Source organism: Jannaschia formosa (genome assembly GCF_003340555.1).
Taxonomy (GTDB): Bacteria; Pseudomonadota; Alphaproteobacteria; order Rhodobacterales; family Rhodobacteraceae; genus Jannaschia; species Jannaschia formosa.
Genome location: NZ_QPLJ01000007.1, coordinates 65,873 through 88,702, shown reverse-complemented (window position 1 = coordinate 88,702; position 22,830 = coordinate 65,873). Strand labels below are relative to the sequence as shown.

At 71.9% G+C, this 22,830-nt stretch carries 23 protein-coding genes; 14 read left to right on the top strand and 9 right to left on the bottom strand.

From position 1 onward, the window contains the following. Window position 1: 1 nt before the first annotated feature. Genes DR046_RS09785 through DR046_RS09770 form a run of 4 tightly spaced genes read right to left on the bottom strand, consistent with a single transcriptional unit; the run spans window position 2 to window position 3,922 of the window. Window positions 2-1,567, bottom strand: coding sequence for an alkaline phosphatase family protein (locus DR046_RS09785; RefSeq protein WP_115382196.1), 1,566 nt, complete (start codon window positions 1,565-1,567; stop codon window positions 2-4). Then, window positions 1,564-2,475: a lysylphosphatidylglycerol synthase transmembrane domain-containing protein gene (locus DR046_RS09780; RefSeq protein WP_115382293.1), complete on the bottom strand. Its 912-nt coding sequence runs from the start codon at window positions 2,473-2,475 to the stop codon at window positions 1,564-1,566. The genes DR046_RS09785 and DR046_RS09780 overlap by 4 nt, the downstream gene beginning before the upstream one ends. Continuing rightward, the gene (locus DR046_RS09775) at window positions 2,472-3,179 is read right to left on the bottom strand and encodes a CDP-alcohol phosphatidyltransferase family protein (RefSeq protein WP_245190893.1); all 708 of its coding nucleotides are present in this window, start codon (window positions 3,177-3,179) and stop codon (window positions 2,472-2,474) included. Before DR046_RS09775 ends, DR046_RS09780 begins: the two co-directional genes overlap by 4 nt. Then, complete coding sequence (locus tag DR046_RS09770) at window positions 3,176-3,922, bottom strand: endonuclease/exonuclease/phosphatase family protein (protein WP_115382195.1); 747 nt, start codon at window positions 3,920-3,922, stop codon at window positions 3,176-3,178. Before DR046_RS09770 ends, DR046_RS09775 begins: the two co-directional genes overlap by 4 nt. Before the next feature lie 334 nt (window positions 3,923-4,256). Here DR046_RS09770 and DR046_RS09765 point away from each other — a divergent pair, with 334 nt between their 5' ends. The 4 genes from DR046_RS09765 to DR046_RS09750 all read left to right on the top strand — a co-directional run bounded on the left by DR046_RS09765 (window position 4,257) and on the right by DR046_RS09750 (window position 8,657). Further along, on the top strand, window positions 4,257-5,378 hold the full coding sequence (locus DR046_RS09765) for an ABC transporter ATP-binding protein (protein WP_115382194.1): 1,122 nt from the start codon (window positions 4,257-4,259) through the stop codon (window positions 5,376-5,378). 43 nt (window positions 5,379-5,421) lie between these two features. After that, a complete protein-coding gene (locus tag DR046_RS09760) occupies window positions 5,422-6,471 on the top strand; it encodes an ABC transporter substrate-binding protein (RefSeq protein WP_115382193.1) in 1,050 nt (349 codons plus the stop codon). A gap of 66 nt (window positions 6,472-6,537) precedes the next feature. Continuing rightward, window positions 6,538-7,800 (top strand): ABC transporter permease, encoded by a 1,263-nt coding sequence (locus tag DR046_RS09755; protein WP_115382192.1) that lies wholly within the window; start codon window positions 6,538-6,540, stop codon window positions 7,798-7,800. 5 nt (window positions 7,801-7,805) lie between these two features. Next, window positions 7,806-8,657, top strand: a complete 852-nt coding sequence (locus DR046_RS09750) for an ABC transporter permease (RefSeq protein WP_115382191.1) — start codon at window positions 7,806-7,808, stop codon at window positions 8,655-8,657. Window positions 8,658-8,924: 267 nt separating this feature from the next. On the opposite strand, the gene DR046_RS09745 is transcribed toward DR046_RS09750, so the two are convergent. Genes DR046_RS09745 through DR046_RS09725 form a run of 5 tightly spaced genes read right to left on the bottom strand, consistent with a single transcriptional unit; the run spans window position 8,925 to window position 15,022 of the window. Then, window positions 8,925-10,598: a GMC family oxidoreductase gene (locus DR046_RS09745; RefSeq protein WP_209313569.1), complete on the bottom strand. Its 1,674-nt coding sequence runs from the start codon at window positions 10,596-10,598 to the stop codon at window positions 8,925-8,927. Further along, a complete protein-coding gene (locus DR046_RS09740) occupies window positions 10,595-11,209 on the bottom strand; it encodes a gluconate 2-dehydrogenase subunit 3 family protein (protein ID WP_115382190.1) in 615 nt (204 codons plus the stop codon). The genes DR046_RS09745 and DR046_RS09740 overlap by 4 nt, the downstream gene beginning before the upstream one ends. Continuing rightward, window positions 11,206-12,141 (bottom strand): hypothetical protein, encoded by a 936-nt coding sequence (locus tag DR046_RS09735; protein ID WP_209313568.1) that lies wholly within the window; start codon window positions 12,139-12,141, stop codon window positions 11,206-11,208. The genes DR046_RS09740 and DR046_RS09735 overlap by 4 nt, the downstream gene beginning before the upstream one ends. Next, a complete protein-coding gene (locus DR046_RS09730; RefSeq protein WP_115382189.1) occupies window positions 12,138-13,250 on the bottom strand; it encodes an enolase C-terminal domain-like protein in 1,113 nt (370 codons plus the stop codon). The genes DR046_RS09735 and DR046_RS09730 overlap by 4 nt, the downstream gene beginning before the upstream one ends. Next, window positions 13,247-15,022 (bottom strand): thiamine pyrophosphate-requiring protein, encoded by a 1,776-nt coding sequence (locus DR046_RS09725; protein ID WP_115382188.1) that lies wholly within the window; start codon window positions 15,020-15,022, stop codon window positions 13,247-13,249. Before DR046_RS09725 ends, DR046_RS09730 begins: the two co-directional genes overlap by 4 nt. Before the next feature lie 251 nt (window positions 15,023-15,273). Between DR046_RS09725 and DR046_RS09720 the strand changes: the two genes are divergently transcribed. The 10 genes from DR046_RS09720 (at window position 15,274) to DR046_RS24615 (ending at window position 22,618) form a co-directional block, all read left to right on the top strand. After that, window positions 15,274-15,648, top strand: coding sequence for a sensory rhodopsin transducer (locus DR046_RS09720; RefSeq protein WP_115382187.1), 375 nt, complete (start codon window positions 15,274-15,276; stop codon window positions 15,646-15,648). A gap of 106 nt (window positions 15,649-15,754) precedes the next feature. Next, window positions 15,755-16,636: a cytochrome c oxidase subunit II gene (locus DR046_RS09715; protein ID WP_167767039.1), complete on the top strand. Its 882-nt coding sequence runs from the start codon at window positions 15,755-15,757 to the stop codon at window positions 16,634-16,636. Further along, the gene (ctaD, locus tag DR046_RS09710; RefSeq protein WP_115382185.1) at window positions 16,633-18,618 is read left to right on the top strand and encodes a cytochrome c oxidase subunit I; all 1,986 of its coding nucleotides are present in this window, start codon (window positions 16,633-16,635) and stop codon (window positions 18,616-18,618) included. The genes DR046_RS09715 and ctaD overlap by 4 nt, the downstream gene beginning before the upstream one ends. Before the next feature lie 5 nt (window positions 18,619-18,623). After that, window positions 18,624-19,226 carry a cytochrome c oxidase subunit 3 gene (locus tag DR046_RS09705; protein WP_115382184.1) on the top strand — a complete coding sequence of 201 codons (603 nt, stop codon included), beginning with the start codon at window positions 18,624-18,626 and terminating at the stop codon, window positions 19,224-19,226. Window positions 19,227-19,235: 9 nt separating this feature from the next. Beyond that, window positions 19,236-19,655, top strand: coding sequence for a hypothetical protein (locus tag DR046_RS09700; protein ID WP_115382183.1), 420 nt, complete (start codon window positions 19,236-19,238; stop codon window positions 19,653-19,655). After that, the gene (locus DR046_RS09695; RefSeq protein WP_115382182.1) at window positions 19,652-20,503 is read left to right on the top strand and encodes a cytochrome c oxidase assembly protein; all 852 of its coding nucleotides are present in this window, start codon (window positions 19,652-19,654) and stop codon (window positions 20,501-20,503) included. Before DR046_RS09700 ends, DR046_RS09695 begins: the two co-directional genes overlap by 4 nt. Further along, on the top strand, window positions 20,500-20,832 hold the full coding sequence (locus DR046_RS09690) for a c-type cytochrome (RefSeq protein ID WP_115382181.1): 333 nt from the start codon (window positions 20,500-20,502) through the stop codon (window positions 20,830-20,832). Before DR046_RS09695 ends, DR046_RS09690 begins: the two co-directional genes overlap by 4 nt. Beyond that, complete coding sequence (locus DR046_RS09685) at window positions 20,829-21,785, top strand: c-type cytochrome (RefSeq protein WP_115382180.1); 957 nt, start codon at window positions 20,829-20,831, stop codon at window positions 21,783-21,785. Before DR046_RS09690 ends, DR046_RS09685 begins: the two co-directional genes overlap by 4 nt. An 80-nt stretch (window positions 21,786-21,865) precedes the next feature. Then, window positions 21,866-22,297, top strand: coding sequence for a PPC domain-containing DNA-binding protein (locus tag DR046_RS09680; protein WP_115382179.1), 432 nt, complete (start codon window positions 21,866-21,868; stop codon window positions 22,295-22,297). 186 nt (window positions 22,298-22,483) lie between these two features. Beyond that, window positions 22,484-22,618 carry a hypothetical protein gene (locus DR046_RS24615; protein ID WP_280652831.1) on the top strand — a complete coding sequence of 45 codons (135 nt, stop codon included), beginning with the start codon at window positions 22,484-22,486 and terminating at the stop codon, window positions 22,616-22,618. Window positions 22,619-22,830: the final 212 nt, after the last annotated feature.

Genomic DNA, 22,830 nt, shown 5'->3' with positions numbered 1-22,830 from the left:
CCTATCGGCTGGCAAGCGGGGTCTCGTAGATGGTCGTCAAGATGGCGCGAAAATCCTGCATGGGCAGGGTCGGGGCGTCGGGACCCGGGACGAGGCCCGGGCCGAACAGCGTCTCGGGCAGGCGGTCCAGCAGGCGCGGGTCGTGCGAGATGACGTGGATCGGCACGTCGGGCGAGGCGTCCTGCCCGGTCAACAGCGGCGCGGGCTGGTGGTCGCCCAGCACGACGAACAGCGCGCCGCGCCCCTCGCGGGCGATGTACTGGCCCATGACCTCCAGCGCGTAGTCGAGTGCCAGGGCATACTGGCTGCGGATCGTCTCGGGGTTCGACCAGACCTCGCGCGGGGTGCCGCCCTTGCGCCGCGTGCCGTCGAAGATTGCCCCGTCGCCGACCGCCTCCCACGGGACGATCTCCGGCAGCGGGGTCCAGGGCGCGTGCGAGGTGATGAGCGCGAGCTCGATCATCGCGGGCGCGCCGCCGCGCAGCTTCCGGTCCATCGCGGTCCAGGTATACTGATCGGGCATCGTCACCCATTCGAAGGGCTGGCCCCGGTAATCCAGCCCCTTCGCGTCGAGCGTCACGTCATAGCCGTACCAGGCCCCCTCGGGCCAATCGAGCGTGATGGCGGGCATCGCCGCCCCGGTGCGCCAACCCGCCTCGCGGAACAGCCTGTTGAGCGAGGGATGGAACGACACCATCAGCCGGTCGTAGCGGATCTGCCCGTCGACCCAGAGGCCCGACAGCAGCGTCGCGTGGCTGAGCCAGCTCTGCCCGCCCCGCGTCGGCGCGGCGAGCCAAGCGCTGCGCGCCGACCATCCCGCCTCGGCCAGCCGCGCCTCGACGGCGGCGAGCCGGGGGCGCGAGACCGCGGCATATTCCGCGTCCTCGACGAAGGAGCGGCCGTAGGACTCGACGAAGGCCAGGATCACGTCCCGGCCCTCGAGCGCCGCGAAGCCCGGGCTCCGTTCCGGCGCGCGGTCGAGCGCGGCGGTGAAGACGGCGAGATCGGCGACCCCGTCGCTCATCCGGGCGATCTGGCTGGCCACCGCGGGCGTCACGGCCAGCGGAAACCAGCCCGGCACCGTCATCGCCACCAGCGCGACCGCCAGCGGCAGCGCCGCGACGCCGCCGCGCCAGGGGAATGCCGTCCGCGCCACCCGCGCGAGGCAGAGCCAGAGCAGAAGGCCCAGCGCACCCAGCACGACCAGCACGGCGGCGATCATCGCCAGCGCTTCGCCGCGGCCGACGCTGCCCGACAGCAGCGCCCAGCCCGACACCATCAGGTGAAGGTCCAGCAGCGGGTTGAAGGGGCGGCTGAAGGCGAGGAAGGAGCCGAGATCGGCGGCGCGCAACACCACCAGCGCCAGCGCCAGCGCCACCACCAGCCCGCGCATCCACGGCCCCCGCGCCAAGGCCAGCGCGAGGACGATCGCCGGCAGTTCCCAGGTGGGGCGGATCATGCGCGCCAGCGACAGGCCCGCCGGGTGCGACGGCATCACCAGGATCGCGTGGAGCAGCAGCAAGGCCCCGGCGAAGGCCAGGATCGTCAGCGCGCGCTCTCGGATCATCTGGCCACCTTCGCCTTGCCCGCGTCATCGATAGACCGGACGCCCCGGGAGGGTCGACCCGAAAGCGCCACTGCGGCAAAGGGCAGCGTCGCCAGCAGGATCGTCGCGCCGAAGGCGATCCCGGCGGCGACGCCCGCCTCCGGCGCGGCGCCGGCCAGCGGGAAGAGGGCGGCGGCGGCGCCCTCGCGCCAGCCCCAGCCGCCGACGGTCAGCGGGATCAGCATGGCGGTCAGGATCAGAGGCACGAGCACCAGCACCGACCCGGCGGGCAGGTCCGTCCCCGTCGCCTTCGCGCAAGCGGCGAAGGCCGCCACGTTCAGAACCGCCGCGCCGAGCGACAGCCCCGCCTGCACCGCCGCCACCCTCCGCGTCGGCAGGCAGCGCCGACCCAGGGCGGCGAGGCGCGTGCTGGAGGCGGCCAGGACCGCGGCGACTGCGAGGGTGACGAGCCCCGCGGCGAGCGCGGCGAGCCACATCCCGGGCAGCGCCCCGCTCGCGGTGGCCACCGCCAGCCCGATCGCCAGCACCGCGGCCAGCCCGACCTGCCCCGCCGCCCGCTCGACCACGACGGCCTGCGCGGCGCCCTTCAGGCCCGCCGGGCCGGCGCGCGTGCGGACGGCCCGCGCCGCGTCGCCCAGCACGCCGCCGGGAAGCGTCGCGTTCAGCGCCTGGCTCGCCAGGTATTCGCGTAAGGCCCAGCCCAGCGGCATCCCGATCCCGAGGCAGCGCGCGACGAGCCGCCAGCGCAGCGCCATCAGCACGGTCTGGCCCAGCAGCAGGAGGACCGCCGCGGCAATCCAGACCGGGTCGGCGGCGGCGAGACGGGTGCCGATCTCGGCCGCCTCGAAGGCCCAGAGGCACAGGCCGATCAGCAGGACCGGCAGCAGGAGGCGGAGCGCCGCCCTCATCGCCGCGCCGCCAGCCACCGAATGTCGCGGCCGAAGGACCAGAGCAGAAGCGCCGCCGCAGTCAGGGCCAGCGGACGCGCCAGCGCCTCGGGAAAGGCCGGGGCGGTCAGCGCGGCCAGCACGCCGATCTGGAGGACGCAGACGGTCTTGCGCGCGACGCTCTCGGGCAGGGGCGCGGCGAGCCAGGGGCACCAGGCGGCTGCCGCCACGAAGGCGTAGCGGGCGAAGCCCAGCACCAGCAGCTCGGCCCCCGCGCGGCCCGTCGCCAGCAGGATCACGGCGAGCGTCGCAGCCAGCGCGGCGTCGACCTCCATGTCGTAGCGCGCCCCGAAGGCAGAGCTCAGCCCCTGCCGCCGCGCCGCGAATCCGTCGACCCCGTCGAGCAGGAGCGCGACCGCAGCCAGCGCGAAGATCGTCCAGCCGGGCGCACCAGGCGCCGCGCCGATCCCCGCCGCCGCGATGGCGCCGACCAGCGCCAGCCGCAGCGTCGTCACCAGGTTGCACCACCCGATCCGGCCATGGGGATAGGCACCCGCCATCGCGCGCACGGCAAGCCAGAGGCCCAGCGCATAGCCCAGCAGGGCGGGCAGCAGGCTGCGCACCGTCGGCTCGGGCACCAGCAGGGCCAGCAGCGGCCCCATCGCCAGACCGGCAAGGGCGAGCCGCTGCTGCGGCAGGACCGGCATGTCCGCACGCAGCGTCACGATGCCGCCCCGCGCGTGACCCGCCCGATGAGCGGTAGATGGTCCGAGACGTCGCGCCAGCCGGCGACCGAGAGCACGCGCAGCCCCTCCACGCGCCCGCCGCGATCCGTCAGGATCCGGTCCAGCGGCAGAAGCGGCCGCCGCGAGGGGAAGGTCCGCCGCGCCGGCCCCGAGAGCGCGAGCCCCGTCATCCGCCGCGACAGCGCCAGCCCGCCCCAGGGCCGCCATTCGTTGAGGTCGCCCAGCAGGATCGTCTGCATCGCGGGTGCCCGCGCGATCACCTGCCCGAGGGTCCGAAGCTGCACCGCGCGCAGGGCCTGCAGCAGCGACAAATGGCAGGAGACGATGCGCAGCGGCGCCCCGTCGGTGACGGTCTCGGCCAGCACGGCGGCGCGGGGCACCGCGCCGGGCAGGTCGACGATGCGCCGGGTCCGGAGCTCGATGGCCGGGTCGAGCATCAGGACGTTGCCGAGGAAGCCGCCGCCCTCCCGGGTCCAGCGCATGTCGTCGCCGTCATGGACGCTGCGCAGGCCGGTGATCGCGGACAGGCGCGCGGGGTCGAGCAGGGCTTCATGCGGCGGGTCGTCAGAGTCGGCCTCCTGCAGGGCCAGCACGCGCGGGCCTTGGGGCATGACGACCTCGGCAATGGCGTCGAGGCAGCGGTCCGGCACCCGCCGGCCGGCCATGTCGACGGCGCGATGCACGTTCCATGTCGCGCAAGCAAGGGCGGGTCGGTCCTGCATGGGTCTCCGAGGGGGCGAGGCGCCCGATCCCGCAGTAGCTAGCAAGCCGGCGCCGTCCGGCAACGCAACTCTGGGGGCCGCGGCCATCCGACGCCCCGAGGCGGATATCGGGAGCGAACGGAAACACGGGCAAGGTGGAGCCCCGGGCTCCCGGACGGATCATCGTGCTGATGCCGCAGGATACGCGCCCGCCGCGCCGGAATTCGAGGCAATCGCGCACTCCCCGATTGCGGATCAAGGGCTTCGGCGCCTAGGATCGGCCCCGAACGAGGGCATTCGAGGGACGACGGCCGTCGGCGATGGCCGGACGCCGCCGCTGGGGACGCGAGAGGGCATGGCGAAGACCTACGACGGCACCTTCCTGGAATTCAACGACGTCAAGAAGAGCTACGACCAGCGGTCGCTCGTCGTGAAGGGGTTCGACATCTCGGTCGAGCAGGGCGAGTTCATCACCCTGCTCGGGCCCTCGGGGTCGGGCAAGACGACGGTGCTGATGATGCTGGCCGGCTTCGAGAGCGTGACCTCCGGCACGATCTCGATCCAGGGGCGGTCGATCAACAAAACGGCGCCCTACAAGCGCAACATCGGGATGGTGTTCCAGAACTACGCGCTGTTCCCGCACATGACCGTGGCCGAGAACCTCGGATACCCGCTCGGCGTGCGAGGCATGGGGGCGGCCGACCGCAAGGCGCGCATCGCCGAGTACCTGCGCCTCGTCGAGCTCGACGATTTCGGCAACCGCTATCCGGGGCAGCTGTCGGGCGGGCAGCGGCAGCGCGTGGCGCTGGCGCGCGCGATGATCTTCGAGCCGACGCTCATCCTCATGGACGAGCCGCTGGGCGCGCTCGACAAGAAGCTGCGCGAGCAGATGCAGTACGAGATCACGCGCCTGCACGAGCAACTCGGCTTCACGGTGATGTACGTCACCCACGACCAGGCGGAGGCGCTGTCGATGTCGAACCGGATCGCGGTCTTCAACGACGGCGTCGTTCAGCAATGCGCGCCGCCGGCGCAGCTCTACGAGAAGCCCGCCAACGCCTTCGTCGCGGAGTTCATCGGCGAGAACAACTTCATCGACGGTCGTGTCGAGCGGATCGAGGGCGGCCATGCGGTCGTCTCGATCCGGGGCGAGGGGACGGTCACGGCCGAGGCGGCGGCGGGGCTGGAGGCGGGCGGGCGCTGCATCGTCTCGATCAGGCCAGAAAAGCTGTTCATTCACCCCTCCGAACATGCGCATGACCACGAGATCGAGGTCAGGTTCGTCGCCCGGATCTATGTCGGCGACTTCATCCGCTACTATTTCCGGCTGCCCGACGGGTCGGAGATCGTCGTCAAGGTGCTCAACGACCTCTCCGCGCCCGAGTTCGCGGAAGGGGACACGGCGCGCCTTCACTGGCTCACGTCCGACTGCATCGCCTTTCCCCATGGCGGGAAGATGCCGGACGTCGCAGGGTAACCCGGGCCCTGACTTCATCCCGGGACCAACAAGGAGGACGAAGATGAAACACCGCAGCTTGTTACTGGCGAGCGCGCTCGCCCTTGGCGCGCAGGGCGCGGCGGCGCAGGACCTGACGGTCACCTCGTTCGGCGGGGCCTACGGCGCCGCCCAGAAAGAACACATGATCGACCCCTACGTCGCCGAGACGGGCGCCAACATCCTGTTCGAGGACTACGGCGGCGGCGTCGCCGAGATGAAGGCCCAGAGCGAGTCGGGCAACATCCAGTGGGACGTGGTCGATATCGAGGTGATCGACCTCGAGCGGGCCTGCTCCGAGGGATACGTCGCGGTCATCGACCATTCGATCCTGCCGCCGGGCGACGACGGCACCCCCGCCGAGGAGGACTTCATCCCCGAGGCGCTGCACGAATGCGGCGTGGGCAACATCGTCTGGTCGGTCATCTTCGCCCACAGGGAGGACGCCTTCGCCGACGGCGGGCCGCAGACGATCGCGGACTTCTTCGACACCGAGGCCTTCCCGGGCAAGCGCGGCCTGCGCAAGCGGCCTCAGGTCAACATGGAGTGGGCGCTGCTCGCCGACGGCGTCGCGCCCGAGGAGGTCTACGAGCTGCTGGCCACCGAAGAGGGGCAGCAGCGCGCCTTCGCCAAGCTCGACACGATCAAGGACGACATCGTCTGGTTCGACAGCTGGTCCCAGGCGCCCGTGCTGCTCAACGACGGCGGCGCGCAGATGGTGCAGTCGGCCAACGGCCGCATCTACGCCGCGATCGAGGACGAGGACGCGCCCTTCACCATGGTCTGGGACGGCCATGTCTACGACCTCGACGTCTGGTCCGTGATGAACGGCACCGACCAGGAGGAGGCCGCGCTGGACTTCATCAAGTTCGCCACGCGGACCGTCCCGCTCTCGGGGATGCAGGACGTGGCCTATGGCCCGACGCGCCGGTCGGCGCAGGCGCTCCTGCCCGAGGAGGTGAAGGCGAACCTGCCCACCGCGCATCTCGAGGAAGGGATCAAGGCCGACGGCATCTTCTGGGCCGATTACGGCGAGTCGCTGGGCGAGAAGTTCAACGAGTGGCTGCTGCAGTAAGCCGCTGACGCTCCACGTCCCGCGCGCGGCCCTCGCGCGCGGGACCCCGACCCCCAGGAGACGCGCATGGCCGAGATCACGGCGGCGCCGCCCCGCGCGGCGCGACGCCTCGCCCCCGAGGATGCCCGGAACGCCGCGCGCGAGGTGCGCGCACAGCGACTGCGTGCTTTCTTGTTCGTGACGCCGCTCCTGGCGTTCATCCTCTTCGCCTTCGTGGCGCCAATCGCCTCGATGCTGTTCCGCAGCGCCTACAACCCGACCGTGGCCGATCTCGTGCCCGCCACGCTGGAGGCGCTGGAGGACTGGGACGGCGAGGCGCGCCCCCCCGACGCGGTGCTCACGCGCTTCGCGGTGGACCTGAAGCGCCTCGCGGAGGAGCGCACCTCGGGCCAGCTCGCCGAGGAGGTCAACCGCTACCTGCCGGGCACGTCGAGCGTGGTGAAGTCCACAGCGCGGTCGCTGCGCCGCGCCGACGACGCCGCGCTGGCCGAGGGCGGCGCAAACCTTCTGCTCGAGGCGGACGATGCCTGGGGCGAGCCGGGCATCTGGCGCGCGCTCCGGAAGTCCGGGCAGGTCTACACCGCCAGCTACTACCTGACGGCGCTGGACCTGGAGATGACCCGCGACGGCACGATCCAGCCGCGGGACACGCAGATCTACCTCAAGCTCTACGGCAAGACGCTCTGGATGGCGCTGATCATCACGGTGCTGACGCTGGTGCTGGGCTACCCGCTGGCCTTCCACATGGCGCACAGCTCGACGGCGCATGCCAACTTCCTGATGGTCTTTGTCCTGCTGCCCTTCTGGACCTCGCTGCTGGTGCGCACGACCTCCTGGATCGCGCTCCTGCAGACGAACGGGGTGGTCAACTCGACGCTGATCACGCTCGGCCTGACGCGCGACCCGCTGGAGCTGCTCTACACGCAGTTCGCGACGATCATCGCCATGACGCATATCCTGCTGCCCTTCATGGTGCTGCCGCTCTACTCGGTCATGCGCGGGATCGACCCGAGCTACATGCGCGCCGCGATGTCGCTGGGCAGCCGCCCGATCCCGGCCTTCCTGCGCATCTACCTTCCCATGAGCCTGCCCGGCCTCTCGGCCGGGGCGCTGCTCGTGTTCATCATCTCGGTCGGCTACTACATCACGCCCGCGCTCGTGGGAGGGACCGACGGGCAGATGATCTCGAACATCATCGCCTTCCACATGCAGCAGTCGAACAACTGGGAACTGGCGGCCGCGCTCGGCTCGCTGCTGCTGTTCCTGATCGTCGCGCTCTACTGGCTCTACGACCGTTTCGTCGGGGCCGGGAACATCAAGTTCGGATAAGGACGATGCGGCGATTCCCCGAATACTTCACCATCTGGCACATCGCGGGGCATTACGGGCTTCGCCTCGTCGCCTGGCTCGTGCTGGCCTTCCTGATCCTGCCGATCCTTGTCATCGTCCCACTCTCGTTCAACGCCGAGCCGTTCTTCACCTTCACGCCGGGAATGCTCGCGCTCGAGCCCGAGGCCTACTCGCTGCGCTGGTACCAGGAGGTCGCGACGGACCAGCGCTGGACGCTGGCGATCCGCAACAGCTTCCTCATCGGCATCGCGGCCGCGCTGCTCGCCACGCTACTCGGGACGGTGGCGGCGGTGGGGCTCGCCTCGCCCTGGATGCCGTTCAAGCGGCTGATCACCGCGCTGCTGCTGTCGCCGATGATCGTGCCGCTCATCATCATCGCGGCGGGCATGTTCTTCTTCTACACGAGCTTCGGGCTGGTCGGGACCTATCTCGGCCTCATCATCGCCCACGCGGCGCTCGGCGTGCCCTTCGTCATCATCACCGTGACGGCGACGCTGGCCGGGTTCGACCGGTCGCTTTTCAACGCGGGGCTGAGCCTCGGGGCGTCGCCGGTCAAGGTGTTCTGGGATGTCGTGATCCCGCTCATCCGGCCGGGCGTCATCTCGGGCGGGCTCTTCGCCTTCGTCACCTCCTTCGACGAGGTCGTGCTGGTCCTGTTCCTCGCGGGACCCGAGCAGCGCACGATCCCGCGCCAGATGTTCTCGGGCCTGCGGGAGCAGATCAACCCGACGATCCTGGCCGTGGCGACGCTGCTGGTCGTCCTGTCGATCGCCCTGCTTCTGACGCTGGAGGTGCTCCGCCGCCGGTCCGAGCGGCTGCGGGGAACGGGCGCGTAGGACCAGCAGCAGGCGAGGCGCAACTCGTCAGGGGCGGGACGCTCTGGCCCGATTACGGCAGGCCAATCCTGAGGGGCGGGTCGGATCACGACGACGCGGTTGCCCGGGCCGGCCTTGTTCCTCGGTCTTTCGAGACGTGACGCGACCGCCCTCGCCCCGATCGCCGGGCCGCGCCGGCGGAAGCGGAGGCGCCCCCTGCCCTCCTCGGTGCGCTTGACCGCGGGGAATGGCGACCCGGGAGACGGGCGATCATCGCACCGGGGCCCCTCACCCTCTGCGGTCTGGCGCGCGCTCGGCGATGATCGTGTCGGCGATGCGCGCCGCGTTGGCCATGATCGTCAGCGCGGGGTTCACCCCGCCGCCCGTCGGCATGGCCGAACCGTCGCAGACCCAGAGGTTGGGGCAGGACCAGGCGCGCCCGTCGCCGTCCACCACCCCTTCGGAGGGCGTGGCGCCCATCGCGCAGCCCCCCATCAGATGCGCGGTGCCCGTGGTCTCGAAGAGATCCCGTGCGCCAGCGGCCTCCAGCACCTCGCGCTGGAAGGCGCGGGCGTGGCGCGACAGCGCCCGGTCCTCCTCGCCGTAGGAGAAGGTCACGCGCGCCAGCGGCAGGCCGAGCGCGTCGCGCTCCTCGGCCAGTTCGACGCGGTTGTCGGGATCGGGCAGGACCTCGCCGACGGACTTGAGCCCGGCCATGTTGTTGTAGAGGGCCATGCGGTTGCGCAGCGCCTGCCCGAACATCCCGGTGTTGGAGACGAGCGAGGTCGCGAAATCCGCCGGCATCGGCCCCTGGCTCATGAAGGCGTAGCCGCCGGGGAAGTCCTTGGAGGGGTGGTCGTCGGTGTAGTTCCAGTGCTCGGAAACCGCCATCGAGGGCGGTCCCTTGTACCACCGGATCTCCTCGTCCATCACGCCCCAGACCGCGTCGTTGACATGCGGCATGAGATGGCGCCCCACCAGCCCCTCGGCATTGGCGATGCCGTCCGGATGGGCCGGCCCGGCCGAGTTGAGCAGAAGCCGCGGCGTCTCGATCGAGTAGCCCGCCACGGCCACGGCGCGCGCGCGCTGAAAGCGCCAGCGGCCGCCGCGGTGGTAGTGCAGCCCGGTGGCGCGGCCCGTCCGGTCGGTCTCGATGCGGCCTACCATCGCCAGGTCGCGAACCTCCGCCCCCGCGGCCAGGGCCCGGGGAATGAAGGTGTTGAGCACGCTCTGCTTGGCGTTGGTCGAGCAGCCGATCTTGCAGAAGCCGCGATAGACGCAGGGCGGCGCCTTGCCGCGCGGCGCCGAGACCGTGGCGAGCGGCGTGGGCGACCAGTCGATCCCGACCGCCTCCGCGCCGCGGGCGAGCACGTGCCCGGCGGCGTTCACCTCATGCGGCCGGTAGGGATAGCGGCCGCGGCGGGGCCCCCAAGGGTAGCGGACGGGACCGGCGATCCCGAGCTCGGCCTCCACCTCCGCGTAGTAGCGCCACATCGCGTCCGGATCGACCGGCCAGTCGCGCGCGTAGCCGAGGTCGGAGCGCGCGCGGAACCATTCGGGCCGGAAGCGCAGCGTCACCATCTGGAAATGGACCGTCGAGCCGCCCACGGCGCGGCCGGAATTGTTCGAGCCGAACTGCAGCGGGTCCCCGCCCGTGCTGAGGCGCTCCTCGCTCCAGTAGAGCTTGTCCTGTTCGCGCTCGTCGGAGGCAAAGTCGGCGAGCGGGCGCCAGAACGGCCCGGCGTCGAGGGCGACCACCGAGAAACCCGCCTCGGCCAGCCTGGCGGCGAGCACGCCGCCCCCGGCGCCGGTGCCGATCACGGCGAAGTCGACCTCGTCCTCGTCGCGGAAGCACCGCATCGGCACCCAGCCCTCGCGCGAGAAGACGTCGGGCGCCCGCCCGCCGGCGGCGCGCGGGGCGGTCTCGGCCGACGGATCCAGGGTGCCGAGCGGCCGGCTCACCTCTCCCCCCCGTCCGGCGGAGGGGCGAACGGCGCCTCCCAGGCGTCGCGCCGGCCGGCGCCCAGCCGGACGTAGCCGCGCGGCGAGGCCGGGCCGCCGAAGCCGATCTCGCTCCAGGCCGCGGGATGGGCGAAGTAGACCCGCAGGATCTCGTCGGCCATCACGTCCCGGAACAGCCGCCGGGGCGCGAGCCCGTCCCATTCGGGCGCCTCGACCTCCTCCGCATCCACCGCGTGCAGCAGCGCCTCGCGCGTCTCGGGCGTCAGGTCCGCGAATGCCGTGCCGTGCCGGAGCCGCGCCTCGGCCTCGAGCGCGGCGAGCCCCCGGCCCCACGCCTCGCGCATGGTCGGCAGGCCCTCGAAGCGCGTGCCGGTCGTGCGATCCTCGGCGATCGCAGCCTCCACGACGGGCGCCACGGGGATCGGTTCGGCCCGGTCCGGCTGGGGGACGACCGCGTCGCAGAGTGCCGCAAGCGTCCGGTAGTCGCGCTCCTCGAGGACAGGCCGTGCAGCGGGCCCGGCGAGGCGCGCGTCCACGACGCGGCGCGTCGCCTCGTCCCAGGACGGGGTGTCGCGCTTGGCGAGCACGTCATAGCCGGGATAGCGGGTCACGGCGCCTCCATCAGGTCCAGCGCGGCGAGGCCGCCGAGCGCGACCCCGGCGAAGGCGGGGGGCGCTGGCATCGGCGGCGCGACCTGCAGGTTCTGGCTCCAGTTGCGCCAGCCGCCCATGTTCCGCGCCACGCCGCGGGCGTGGAACGCCATGCCGAGCAGCCCCATCGCCGCCGTCGCCCGCAGGAGTCCCCGGGCCCGCCCGATGCCGCGCTCGCCGGGCCGCCACGCGGCCCCCGCCAGCGCCAGCGCCGCGACCGGCGGCAGTGTCACCGGAAGCCACATGGCCGGCGCGTGGAAGGCGCCGCGAAAGTGCAGCAGCGCCGCCTCGGCCGAGGTGGCGGCCAGACCGGCCGAGGTGCCGAGGGCGAGGCGCCGGCCGAGGCGCCGGGCCGTCTCGCCCCCGGGCGGGGCCTGCTCAAGCCCGCTGGCGACGAGGCCGCCGATGCCCGCCATCGCGAGCGCCCCCGGGGCGCCGAGGGGGGCGGCGTAGAACAGCGTCTCCCAGGACGGGGCGCCCGGGCGGCGCATGGCGTTGCGCAGGTGGAAGAGATTGCCCGCAAGGCCGGTGGCGATCGCGCTGCGTTGCGTCGCCCTCCGGACGCCCGGCCCCCCGGTTCCGGGTCCGAGAGAGGCAAGGGTCGCGCCCGCCATGGCGGGTGCCGCGAACATGGCGCGGTGGTGGTAGCTGCCGCGGTAATGTTCGGTCGCGCTGTCGGCAAGGACGCTGGCCGAAAGGACCGCGGCGCCGCGGCGCAGGCGGGCGGCCGGGGCCGGGGCCGGGCGGGCGCGCCGAGCGAGGCGCGGCAGGAGGGCCCCGAGCGCCACCAGCCCGGCGGCGCCCGCCAGGACCAGCGTGGCCTGCGCAAGCGGCCGGTACCCCTCGACCGGGGCGCTCCGACTCGGCACCGGGGGGGCCGCCGCCGGGCTCATGCCGCCCTGCCCTGCCAGACGCTGAAATGCTCGGCATCGGCCTCCCGCAGCTCCAGCCCGAGGCCCGGCCGGCCGGGATCGGGCGCCGCCATGCCCGACTCGGGCTCCGGCGCGCCGTCGAGCAGCATCGCCTCCAGCCGGGCATGGTCGTGGAACCACTCGACATGGCGCAGCCGCTGGAGGCAGAGCGCCGGCTGGAGGTGCAGCGCCGGGGCGCAGTGGATCGACAGCGGCACGCCATGCGCCCAGGCCAGCGCATCGGCCTGCATCAGCCCGGTGATGCCGCAGCAGCGAGTCGCGTCGGCCTGGAGCACGTCGACCGCCCCGGCCTCGAGCAGCCGGCGGAAGCCCCAGGCATCGTAGGCGTATTCGCCCGCCGCGATCTCCAGCCCCGCGGGCCCGCGGTCGCGCAGCAGGCGCAGCCCGTCGAGGTCGTCCGACGAGACCGGCTCCTCGAACCAGACCGCCCCGTGATCGGCCAGGCATTCCGCGAGGCGGAGCGCCCCCTTCCGGTCGCAGGCGCCATTGGCATCGGCCATCAGCGCGGTTTCCCCGGCCGCCTGCCGCGCGGTCGCGAGGCGCGCCGCCTCACGCCCGATCTCGGCACCGACCTTGATCTTGATGGCCTCGAAACCGGCCTCGCGCATCTCGTCGGTCCAGTCGCGCAGGCGGTCGTCCACCCAGTTGGTGAAGCCTCCGCTGGCATAGAGCGGGGCGCGGTCCCGGCGCCGGCCCAGAAGGTCGGCAAGCGGGGCCCCCAGAAGCTTTCCCCGCAGATCGTGCAGCGCCGCATCGCAGGCCGAGACGGCGCAGGCCGCAAGCCCCATGCGCCCCTGATTGCGCAGCGCATCGATCATGTCGCGCCAGCGCGCCGCGGTGTCGAGCGCCTCCTGCCCCTCCAGCACGGGGACGAGCAGCTCGACCGCCAGCACCGCGGCCGCGCGGGAGGCGTAGCTGTAGCCGAAGCCCGTCGCACCACCCGCCTCGACATGGACCGTCACCATCGTGGTCGCATCCCATTCGAGCGTGCCGTCGGCCTCGGGCGCCTCGGTCGGCACCCGGTAGGCGGCGGCGCGAAGGCCCACGATCGGGGCTTCGCGCCGGCTCATGTCGTGAAGTAGCGCTTGAACGAGTTCTTCACGATCGCGCGCTCGTCCGGGTCTCCCTTCATCAGCGTCTTGAAGTAGTTGATGCGCTGGTCGAGCGTCACCTTCGGCGGCAGGGTCGGGATGGTGGGATCGCACAGGCAGTCGATGACCACCGGCCGGTCCGCGGCGAAGGCCTCGTCCCAGGCCAGCCCGACATCCTCCGGGCGCTCGACCCGGATCCCGCCCAGACCCAGCGAGCGGGCATAGGCGGCGTAGTCGAAGGGCGGCACCTTCTGCGTCTCCTCGACCCGGGGGAAGCCGCCCATCGCGCGCATCTCCCAGGTGACCTGGTTGAGGTCGCCGTTGTTCAGCACGGCGATGACGCAGCGCGGGTCGGACCACGCCTGCCAGTACTTGGCGATGGTGATGAGCGCGGCGTTGCCCAGCATCTGCATCGCGCCGTCACCCACGAACCCCACCGCCACGCGGTCGGGATGGGTGAACTTCGCGGCCGTCGTGTAGGGCACGCCCGGGCACATCGTGGCCAGCGTGCCCGAGAGGGACGCCTTCATCCCCTCGCGGATGCGGATGTTGCGGGCGAACCAGTTGGCCGAGCTGCCGCTGTCGGCGGAGATGATCGCCCCGTCGGGCAGGCGTGGCGAGCATTCCCAGAACAGGCGTTGCGGGTTGATCGGATCGCCCTCGTGCAGCGACCGCTTCTCGACGCCCTCCCACCATTTCGCGACGTCCCGCTCGATCCCCTCCTGCCAGGAGCGGTCGCGCGCCTCCTCCAGGAGCGGCAGCAGCGCGGCCAGGGTGGTCCGCGCGTCGCCGAGCAGGTTGACCTCCATCGGATGGCGGATCGACAGCATCCCGGGGTCGATGTCGATCTGCACGCCCCGCGCCTTGCCCTCCTTGGGCAGGAACTCCGAATAGGGGAAGCCCGACCCGACCATCAGGAAGGCGTCGCAATCCATCATCAGGTCATAGGAGGGGGTCGTGCCGAGAAGCCCCATCTGCCCGGTCACGTAGGGCAGGTCGTCCGGCAGCGCCGCCTTGCCGAGCAGCGCCTTGCAGACGCCCGCGCCGATCCGCTCGGCGACCGCGCGGACCTCGGCGCCGGCGCCGAGCGCGCCCGCGCCGATCATGATCGCAGGCCGCTTCGCGTCGTTGAGCACGGCCGCGGCGCGGCGCAGCTCCTCCTCGGGCGGCAGGATGCGCGGCTCGGGTGCGTAGCCGATGCCGGAATGGACTGTGCCATGCTCGTGCGGGGGGCTTTCCACGGCCTTCTCCATGCCGACGTCGTCGGGCAGGATGATGGCGGTGACGCAGCGGCGGGCCTTGGCGATGCGCAGGGCGCGGTCGACGAGGTGGCGCATCTGCTCGGGCGACTGGCAGACATGGACGAATTCATGCGCCACGTCCTTGAAGAGCGTGTGGAGGTCGACCTCCTGCTGGTAGGAACCGCCCAGGGCGGCGCGGTCCTGCTGGCCCACGATCGCGACGACCGGCTGATGGTCGAGCTTCGCGTCGTAGAGCCCGTTGAGAAGGTGGATCGCCCCGGGACCGGAGGTCGCGAGGCAGACGCCCGGCTCGCCCGTCCACTTGGCATGGGCGCAGGCCATGAAGGCGCATTCCTCCTCGTGACGGCCCTGCACGAAGGTGAACCGATCGGGGTTCTTCTCCAGCGCCTCCAGCGTCGAGCTGATGCCGTCGCCGGGGTAGCCGTAGATCTGCCGGATCCCCCATGCGGACAGACGCTCCAGCATGAAATCTGCGGTTGTCTTCGCCATTCAGTCCTCCCTTCGTGCGATGCGAGCCGCGCTCGCCTTCGACATGCAGGCGGCCGTGTCCTCGTGCCGCACTGTCTCGGCCTGTTGCGACTGGAACCCCCTCCGGCCCGGTCAGGGTCCGAAGTTTTTCGGATTTTTCGGAACGCGAGCGCGCGGTCCGCCGTTGGAACCCGGACGGATACGGGGCGCGCGCGACGTGCCTGCCGAGGCGTCCCGCAGGGCCACCGGCGGGGCCAACAGCGGAGCGCGACATGGTCGAGATCGGATCGAGAAGATGGGTCATCGCGGAGGGTTTCATCCCCAGCCGCGGGATCGAGGGGGACCGGGCGCTGGAGAGCCATGAGGCCTTCTGCCTCCTGAATGCCGGCGACAGCCCTGCGCATCTGGAGATCACGCTCTACTTCGCGGACCGGCCGCCCGTCGGCCCCTACCGCGCCACCGTCCCGGCGCAGCGCACGCTGCATCTGCGCGCCAACGACCTCGACGATCCCGAGCCGGTGCCGCGCGACACCGATTACGCCGTGCTCATCCAGTCGGACGCGCCCGTCGTCGTCCAGCACACGCGCCTCGACAGTCGTCCGGAACGGTTTGCGCTGCTCAGCGCGGCGGCTCATCCGGTGGGTTGAGCCGATGCGCGTCTGCCGCCTCGCGGCTGTCGCGTCCGCCTTCGCCCTTGCCGGGTGCGACGGTGCGGGGGGCGTCCTGGCTCCCGCGAGCCCCGACGCCCGGCTCGTGGCATCGCTCGGCTGGTGGATGTTCGCCTCGGCGATCTTCGTCCTGATCGTGACGCTCGGCCTCGTGCTGGTCGGCGCGAACCTGCACCGCCGGGGCGAGCCGCGGCGGATCTCGTTCCGGGCCTCGGTCCTGCTCGTGGTCGCGGGCGGGGTGGCGGCCCCGCTTCTGGCCATCGTGGCGGTCGCGATCTCCGGCGTCGTGATCGGCGACGAGGTCGAGGGGCCGGGCGGCGCCGACGGGCCCTGGATCGAGGTCAGGGGCGAGCTCTGGTGGTGGGAGTTCCGCTATCTCGACGAGGACGGCGAGGTGGTGGCCGTCACCGCCAACGAGCTGCACCTTCCCGTCGGACGGCGCGCGCGGCTGCGGCTCGTCTCCGACAACGTGATCCACAGCTTCTGGGCGCCCAACCTCCAGGGCAAGACCGACCTCATCCCCGGAAAGGTCAACCTCCTCTACGCGGAGCCCGAAACGCCCGGCACGTGGCGCGGGCAATGCGCCGAGTTCTGCGGTCTCCAGCACGGGCTGATGGGCTTCGTCGTCGTGGCCGAGCCACCGGGCGACTTCGCGCGCTGGCTCGCCGCCCAGGCCGAGCCGCATCGCGTCACCGAGCCCGAGGGCCTCGCCGTGTTCGACCGGATCGGCTGCGCGGAGTGCCATACCGTGCGTGGCACCTCTGCCGATGGCGAGGACGGGCCGGACCTGACCCACCTCGCGTCCCGCCAGACGCTGGCTGCGGCGACCATCCCCAATTCCCGCGGCAATCTCGGCGGCTGGATCACCTCGACGCATACGATCAAGCCCGGGGCGAAGATGCCGTCCCGCATCCCCGAGCCCGAGGACCTGCACGCGCTGCTCGACTTCCTGGAGTCCCTCGAATGACCGATGCGACCGCCCCCGACGGCACGAGGGGCCGCGGCGCCGGCGGCGCCAGGGGCCACGGCGCCGAGCCGGAGGGCCTGCCCGACTACGTCCGCGGCGGCCGCGACGGGCTGGGCGAGGCCGAGCTCGCCGAGCTGGAACGGACCTGGCAATCGCCGCCCGGCTTCCTCGCGTGGTTCACCCATGTCAACCACACCAATATCGGGCGGCGCTTCATCATCACCTCGCTGGTCTTCTTCGCGCTCGCCGGTCTCCTCGCGCTGGCCATGCGGCTCCAGCTTGCGCAGCCGCTGAACGACGTGCTCGGACCCGAGGCCTACAACCAGGTGATGACCGTGCATGGCACGGCGATGATGTTCCTCTTCGCGATCCCGGCGATGGAGGGGGCGGCGATCTACCTCGCGCCGCTGATGGTCGGCGCGCGCGACATGGCCTTCCCGCGGCTCAACGCCTTCGGATACTACGTCTACCTGATCGGCGGCACGGTGTTCTTCCTGTCGCTGCCCTTCGGCCTCGCGCCCGACGCGGGCTGGTTCAACTACGTCCCGCTCTCGTCGAAGGAGTTCTCCGCCGGATACGGCATCGACGTCTGGACCACGATGATCACCTTCATCGAGGTCTCGGCGCTGACCGCCGCGGTCGAGCTCATCGTCACCATCCTGAAGCTGCGCGCGCCGGGCATGTCGCTCGACCGGATGCCGATCTTCGTCTGGGCGGTGCTGGTGATGAGCTTCATGATCCTCTTCGCCATGCCCTCGGTGATCGTGGCGAGCGCGCTGCTGATGATGGACCGGCTGGTCGACACCGCCTTCTTCGACGCCGCGCTCGGCGGCTCGCCGCTGCTCTGGCAGCATCTGTTCTGGTTCTTCGGCCACCCGGAGGTCTACATCATCCTGGTGCCCGCCCTGGGGATCGTCACCAGCATCGTGGTGACCTTTACCCGGCGCTCGGTCTTCGGCTACGCCGCGCTCGTGCTCGCCATCGTCGGCATCGGCATGGTCAGCTTCGGGCTCTGGGTGCACCACATGTACACCACCGGGCTGCCGCTGATGGGCCGGTCCTTCTTCATGGCCGCCTCGGCCATGATCGCCATTCCCTCGGGCGTGCAGGTCTATTGCTGGATCGCGACGATGTGGGGCGCGAGGGTCCGCTTCGCGACGCCCATGCTCTTCGTGCTGGGCTTCTTCGCCATCTTCATCGCCGGCGGGCTGACCGGCGTGATGGTGGCCTCGGTGCCCTTCGACCGGCAGGTCCATGACAGCTACTTCGTGGTCGCGCATTTCCACTACGTGCTGGTCGGCGGCTCGGTCTTCCCGCTGCTCGCGGGGCTCTACTACTGGTTCCCGAAGGCCACCGGCCGGATGATGAGCGAGCGGGCTGGCCGCTGGAGCTGCGGGCTGGTCTTCGTCGGCTTCAACCTCGCCTTCTTCCCCATGCACCAGCTCGGGCTCGAAGGAATGCCGCGGCGGGTCTACACCTACCTGCCGGAAACCGGCTGGACGCTGCTCAACCAGCTCGCCACGGCCGGCTCGGCGATCCTGGCGCTCGGCTTCGCCATCACGCTCGCCAACGCCGCGCTCAGCCTGCGCCGGGGCGCGCCGGCGGGCGACGACCCCTGGGACGGGCCGACGCTGGAATGGGCCACGACCTCGCCGCCGCTCAACTGCAACTTCGCCCGGCAGGCGGTCGTGCAGAGCGGCAATCCCGTCTGGGACCGCCGCCGCGCGGAGGTGAGCGCCCATGTCGGGGGGCTGCGGACCGACCGGCGCGAGACGATCGTGACCACCGTGCTCGACGCGCGGCCGCATGCGGTGCAGGTCCTGCCCGGCCCGACGCCCTGGCCCTTCGTCAGCGCGCTTGTGGCCTCGGCCGCGTTCCTCGGGCTGATCTTCACGCCCTGGGCCTACGTCCTGGGGTTCTTCGCCGCCTTCGTGACCTTCGTGCTGTGGTTCTGGCCGCGGCGCCCCTGGAGGGAGGACTGACCGGGATGGAACACCGTATCGAGGTCGACGCCGCCGAGCTGAGCCGCTTCGCGCCGCATGATCACCCGCTCTGGTGGGGGATCCTCGGCGCCGTGGCCATCGAGGCCGCCGTGGTGGCCAACCTGCTGACGAGCTACTTCTACCTCGCCGCGCAGGCCGAGGCCTGGCCGCCCGACGGGGTGGACCCGCCGGCGCTGCTCTGGCCGACGCTGGTCCTGTTCGTGCTGCCGCTCAGCAGCCTGACGATGTGGTGGGCCGGCAAGGGGTCGGATGCCGGGCGCAGGCGCCAGCTCGCGCTCGGCGTCACGGCGAGCGTCGGCCTCGCCTCCCTCGCCCTCGTCTTCCGCTCGATCCAGATCGCCGAGTTCGATATCCGCTGGGACGAGCACGCCTATGGCTCGATCCTCTGGGCCGTGACCGGGTTCCACTACACGCATGTCGTCTCGGCGATCGTCGGCACGGCGGTCGTCGCCGTCCTGGCCTGGCGCGGCTACTTCACGCCCGAGCGGCAGCTCGGCGTCGTCGTCGACACGCTCTACTGGTACTTCGTCGCGGGCGTATTCCTTCCGATCTACCTGGTGCTCTACTGGGCGCCGCGGCTGCTGTGAGGGCGGGCGATGCCGGACATCTTCCACCTCGGACGCGACACGAGCCCGAAGGACGGACGCGAGAAGGTGCGCGCCGCGCAGGAGGGGCGCGAGGCGCTGACGCCCTGGCTCGGCTGGGTCTGCGGCCCGGCGGCCTGGGCGCTGCATCAGGGGATCGGCTACGCGATGGTGCCCTGGCTCTGCGACCTCGGGACACGCTGGCCCTACCATCTGCTCACGGTCGTCTCGACAGGCCTCTGCATGGTCGGGGCCTGGGCCGCACTGCATGCCCTGCGCCGCTCGGGCCGGGTCCGCTCGGAGCGCTCGGAGGGCCGGCTGCGGATGATGGCGCTGGTCGGGCTCATGCTCTGCGCCGCGGCCCTGACCGGCATCGCCATCGAATACGGCGCGTCCTTCTGGCTTTCTGTCTGCGCGGGGATCGACCGATGAGACATGCCCTTCCCCTGCTCCTCCTCTCCACCGGCCCGGCCATGGCGCATGACGGCGGCGCGGCCGTGGGCCCGGACCTTCTCGCCGCCGCGGCAATCCTCGCGGCGGGCACGCTCTATCTCGCCGGCCTCATGCGCCTGCGCCGCCAGGCGGGGGCGTGGCGCGGCGTCACGCGGACCCGGGCGGCGCTGTTCGCCGCCGGCCTCGCGCTCGCCGCCATGCTCCTGCTGTCGCCGCTCGACCGGGCGGCGGACCGGCTCCTGTCGGCGCACATGATCCAGCATTTCGGGCTCATGCTCCTGGCCGCGCCGCTCCTCGTGCTCGGCCGGCCGGGCCTCGCTCTGCTCTGGGTGCTGCCGGCGCGATGGCGCAGCGTCCCGGCGCGCGGACCGATCGGGGCCCTGTGGCGCGTCGCGTCGACCCCCGCCGGGGCCTGGGCCGTCTACTTCGTCACGCTCTGGGTCTGGCACGCCCCGCCACTGCACCAGGCGGCCGTACTCGACCTCCGCCTGCACGTCCTCCAGCACGCGTCGTTCCTGGCGGCGGCGCTCCTGTTCTGGTCCGCCGTGATCGAGCCCTCCCGAGGCGAGGGCCGCGCCCGCGCGCTGCTCGCCGTGTTCGCGACCGCCGTCCAGTCCTGCGCGCTCGCGGCCCTTCTGACCACCTCGCGCACGCTCTGGTATCCGGTCTACGAGGGCGGCGCCTGGGGGTTGTCACCCCTGCAGGACCAGCAACTGGCCGGGCTCATCATGTGGGTGCCGTGCTGCGCGGTCCTCGTCGGCGCGGCCGTGGCCATCGTGGCAGCCCTCCTGCGCGACCTCGAGGCCCGCTCGGAGCGGTCGCCGTGAGGGCCGTGCTCATCCTTGCCGCGCTGGCCGCCCCGGCTCCGGCCGATGCGGAGGAGGCCGCCCGCGCCCTGATCGCCCGGCACGGCTGCGGGACCTGCCACGTCATCCCCGGCGTCCCGGGCGCCGATGGCCGCACCGGTCCGCCGCTCGACGCGATGGCGCGGCAGGTCTACGTGGCCGGCGTCATCCCGAACACGCTCGAGGGGCTCGCCCGCTTCATCGCCGACCCGCAGGAAGTCGACCCGCTCTCGGCCATGCCCGATCTGGGCCTCTCGCCGGAGGAGGCCCGGCGGCTTGCGGTCTATCTCCATGCGGCGGGCGAGCGATGAGCGGACGGCTGCGCCTCATCGCGGTCACGGCCGCCGTCACCCTCGTCCTCGCCGGGGCGGGCGCGTTCGTGCTCGGCGGGTTCCACGACCTCTCCGCCGCGCGCCAGCATCCGCCTTGGCTCTATCGCGGCCTGGGCCTCGTGCGCGACGCGGTGGTGGCAGCGGACGCCTCGGAGGTCGAACTGCCCGAGGACTGGCGGCCCGAGGCGGCGGCGGAGGACGCGGCCCTGTTCCAGACGCATTGCGCGACCTGCCACGGCGCGCCGGGCCTGCCGCCCGCCCCCTTCGCCCTGGGCATGGTTCCGGCCCCTCCCAACCTCGTCGCCGCCGCGCGGGAACGTCCCCCCGGGGAAATCTTCTGGTTCATCCGCGACGGCCTGAAGATGAGCGGCATGCCCTCCTGGCGGTTCCGGCTCACCGAGGCCGAGATGTGGCGGCTCACGGCACTGGTCGAGGCGCTGCCGACGCTGTCCCCCGCGGAGTATCGTTCCCTGCTCTCCGAGGCGGGTGCCCTGCCGCCGCCCGACGGGGAGGCCGCTCCGTCCATCGGCCCCAACGTCCTCGCGGATGCCGACCCGGAGCGCGGGCGGATGGCGATGCGGCTGCATGGCTGCCGATCCTGCCACGTGATCCCCGGCGTCGTCGGGACATCCGACCTGCGCGTCGGCCCGCCGCTGGGCGAGGCGGGCGAACGGCGCTACATCGCCGGCGTCCTGCCCAACCGGCCGGAGGCGATGGTGCGCTGGATCATGGACCCGCAGGCCGTGGATCCGCTCAGCGCGATGCCGGATCTCGGCGTCGCGGAGCCGGTCGCCCGCGACATGGCCGCCTATCTCTACGCCCTCGGAGACGGTCCGCCCGCCGCGGCCCCGCAGGCAAGCGAGGGGGGCGGCGCGCCTGCCTCGGCGGAGGCGCGAGCCGGAGGCCCGGCATCGTCGCATCGGCCCGACTGAGGCGCCCCGTCCCCAGGGAACGATTTCTCCGGCTCGGTCATTGTTTCCGGGCAGAGGCTCGGATCATGGGAGGACCGGCGATGCGCAGCAAGAAACTCGATGCCCGGGGCGAGACGTCCTTCGTGGTGGCCCTCGACGACGGGGACGAGGCGGTCGAGAGCCTCCTCGCCTTCGCCCGGGCCCATGATGTGACCGCCGGGCGCTTCACCGGCCTCGGCGCCTTCTCGTCGGTGGTGCTCGGCTTCTTCGACTTCCAGAAGAAGGACTACGTCCGCACCGTCCTCGACGAGCAGGTCGAGGTCGCCACGCTGGTCGGGGACTTCGCCGTCATGGGCGACGAGGTGAAGCTGCATCCCCATATCGTCGTGTCGAAGCGGGACGGGCGCGCCTATGGCGGCCACCTCCTCGAGGGCCGCGTCCATCCGACGCTCGAGGTCCTCGTCACGGTCGCACCCGACCACCTGCGGCGTCGCACCGACCCGGAGACCGGCTTGCCGCTCCTCGCGATCTGACGGGACGCCATCATCCTCGGCGAGGCAAGTTGCGCGGGCCCCGGCGCCCGCAGTAATTTCTCCTACGGCGTCCGCCACCGGGAACCGCTTCAGGTCGCCACCGTTTCCTAATGGAGCGCAGGAGTCGCGGGCGCGGAGGCGGATGGCGTGTCCTGCGCGGCAAGGACCGCCTTGGAGGACGCAACCATGCCGCAGGCCGATCGAATTCCGAAGGGGGCGAAGGCGGGGATAACTGCCGCCGTCGTCACGCGCGGGTGGGCCGCGGTGAGCGCCGGCTCCGTCCTGACCGCGCTCGCGGCGATCCACATGGCCTTCGCCTGACGCGCGGGACGAGCGAGAGTCGTGTTCATCCACCCGTTCACCGGCCCCTGCGCCATCCGGCGCCAGGTCCTTTCGACACAGGAAGCCTCGGACGTGCCTCCCCCAGGACCCTTCGCGACGACGGGTCGTCGGGCGGGGCCGGGCCGCGGCCATGACGGAGGATCGGGCGGCGCATGCCGGCGGGTCGAACCGGGCCTTTCGGGGCCGGGACG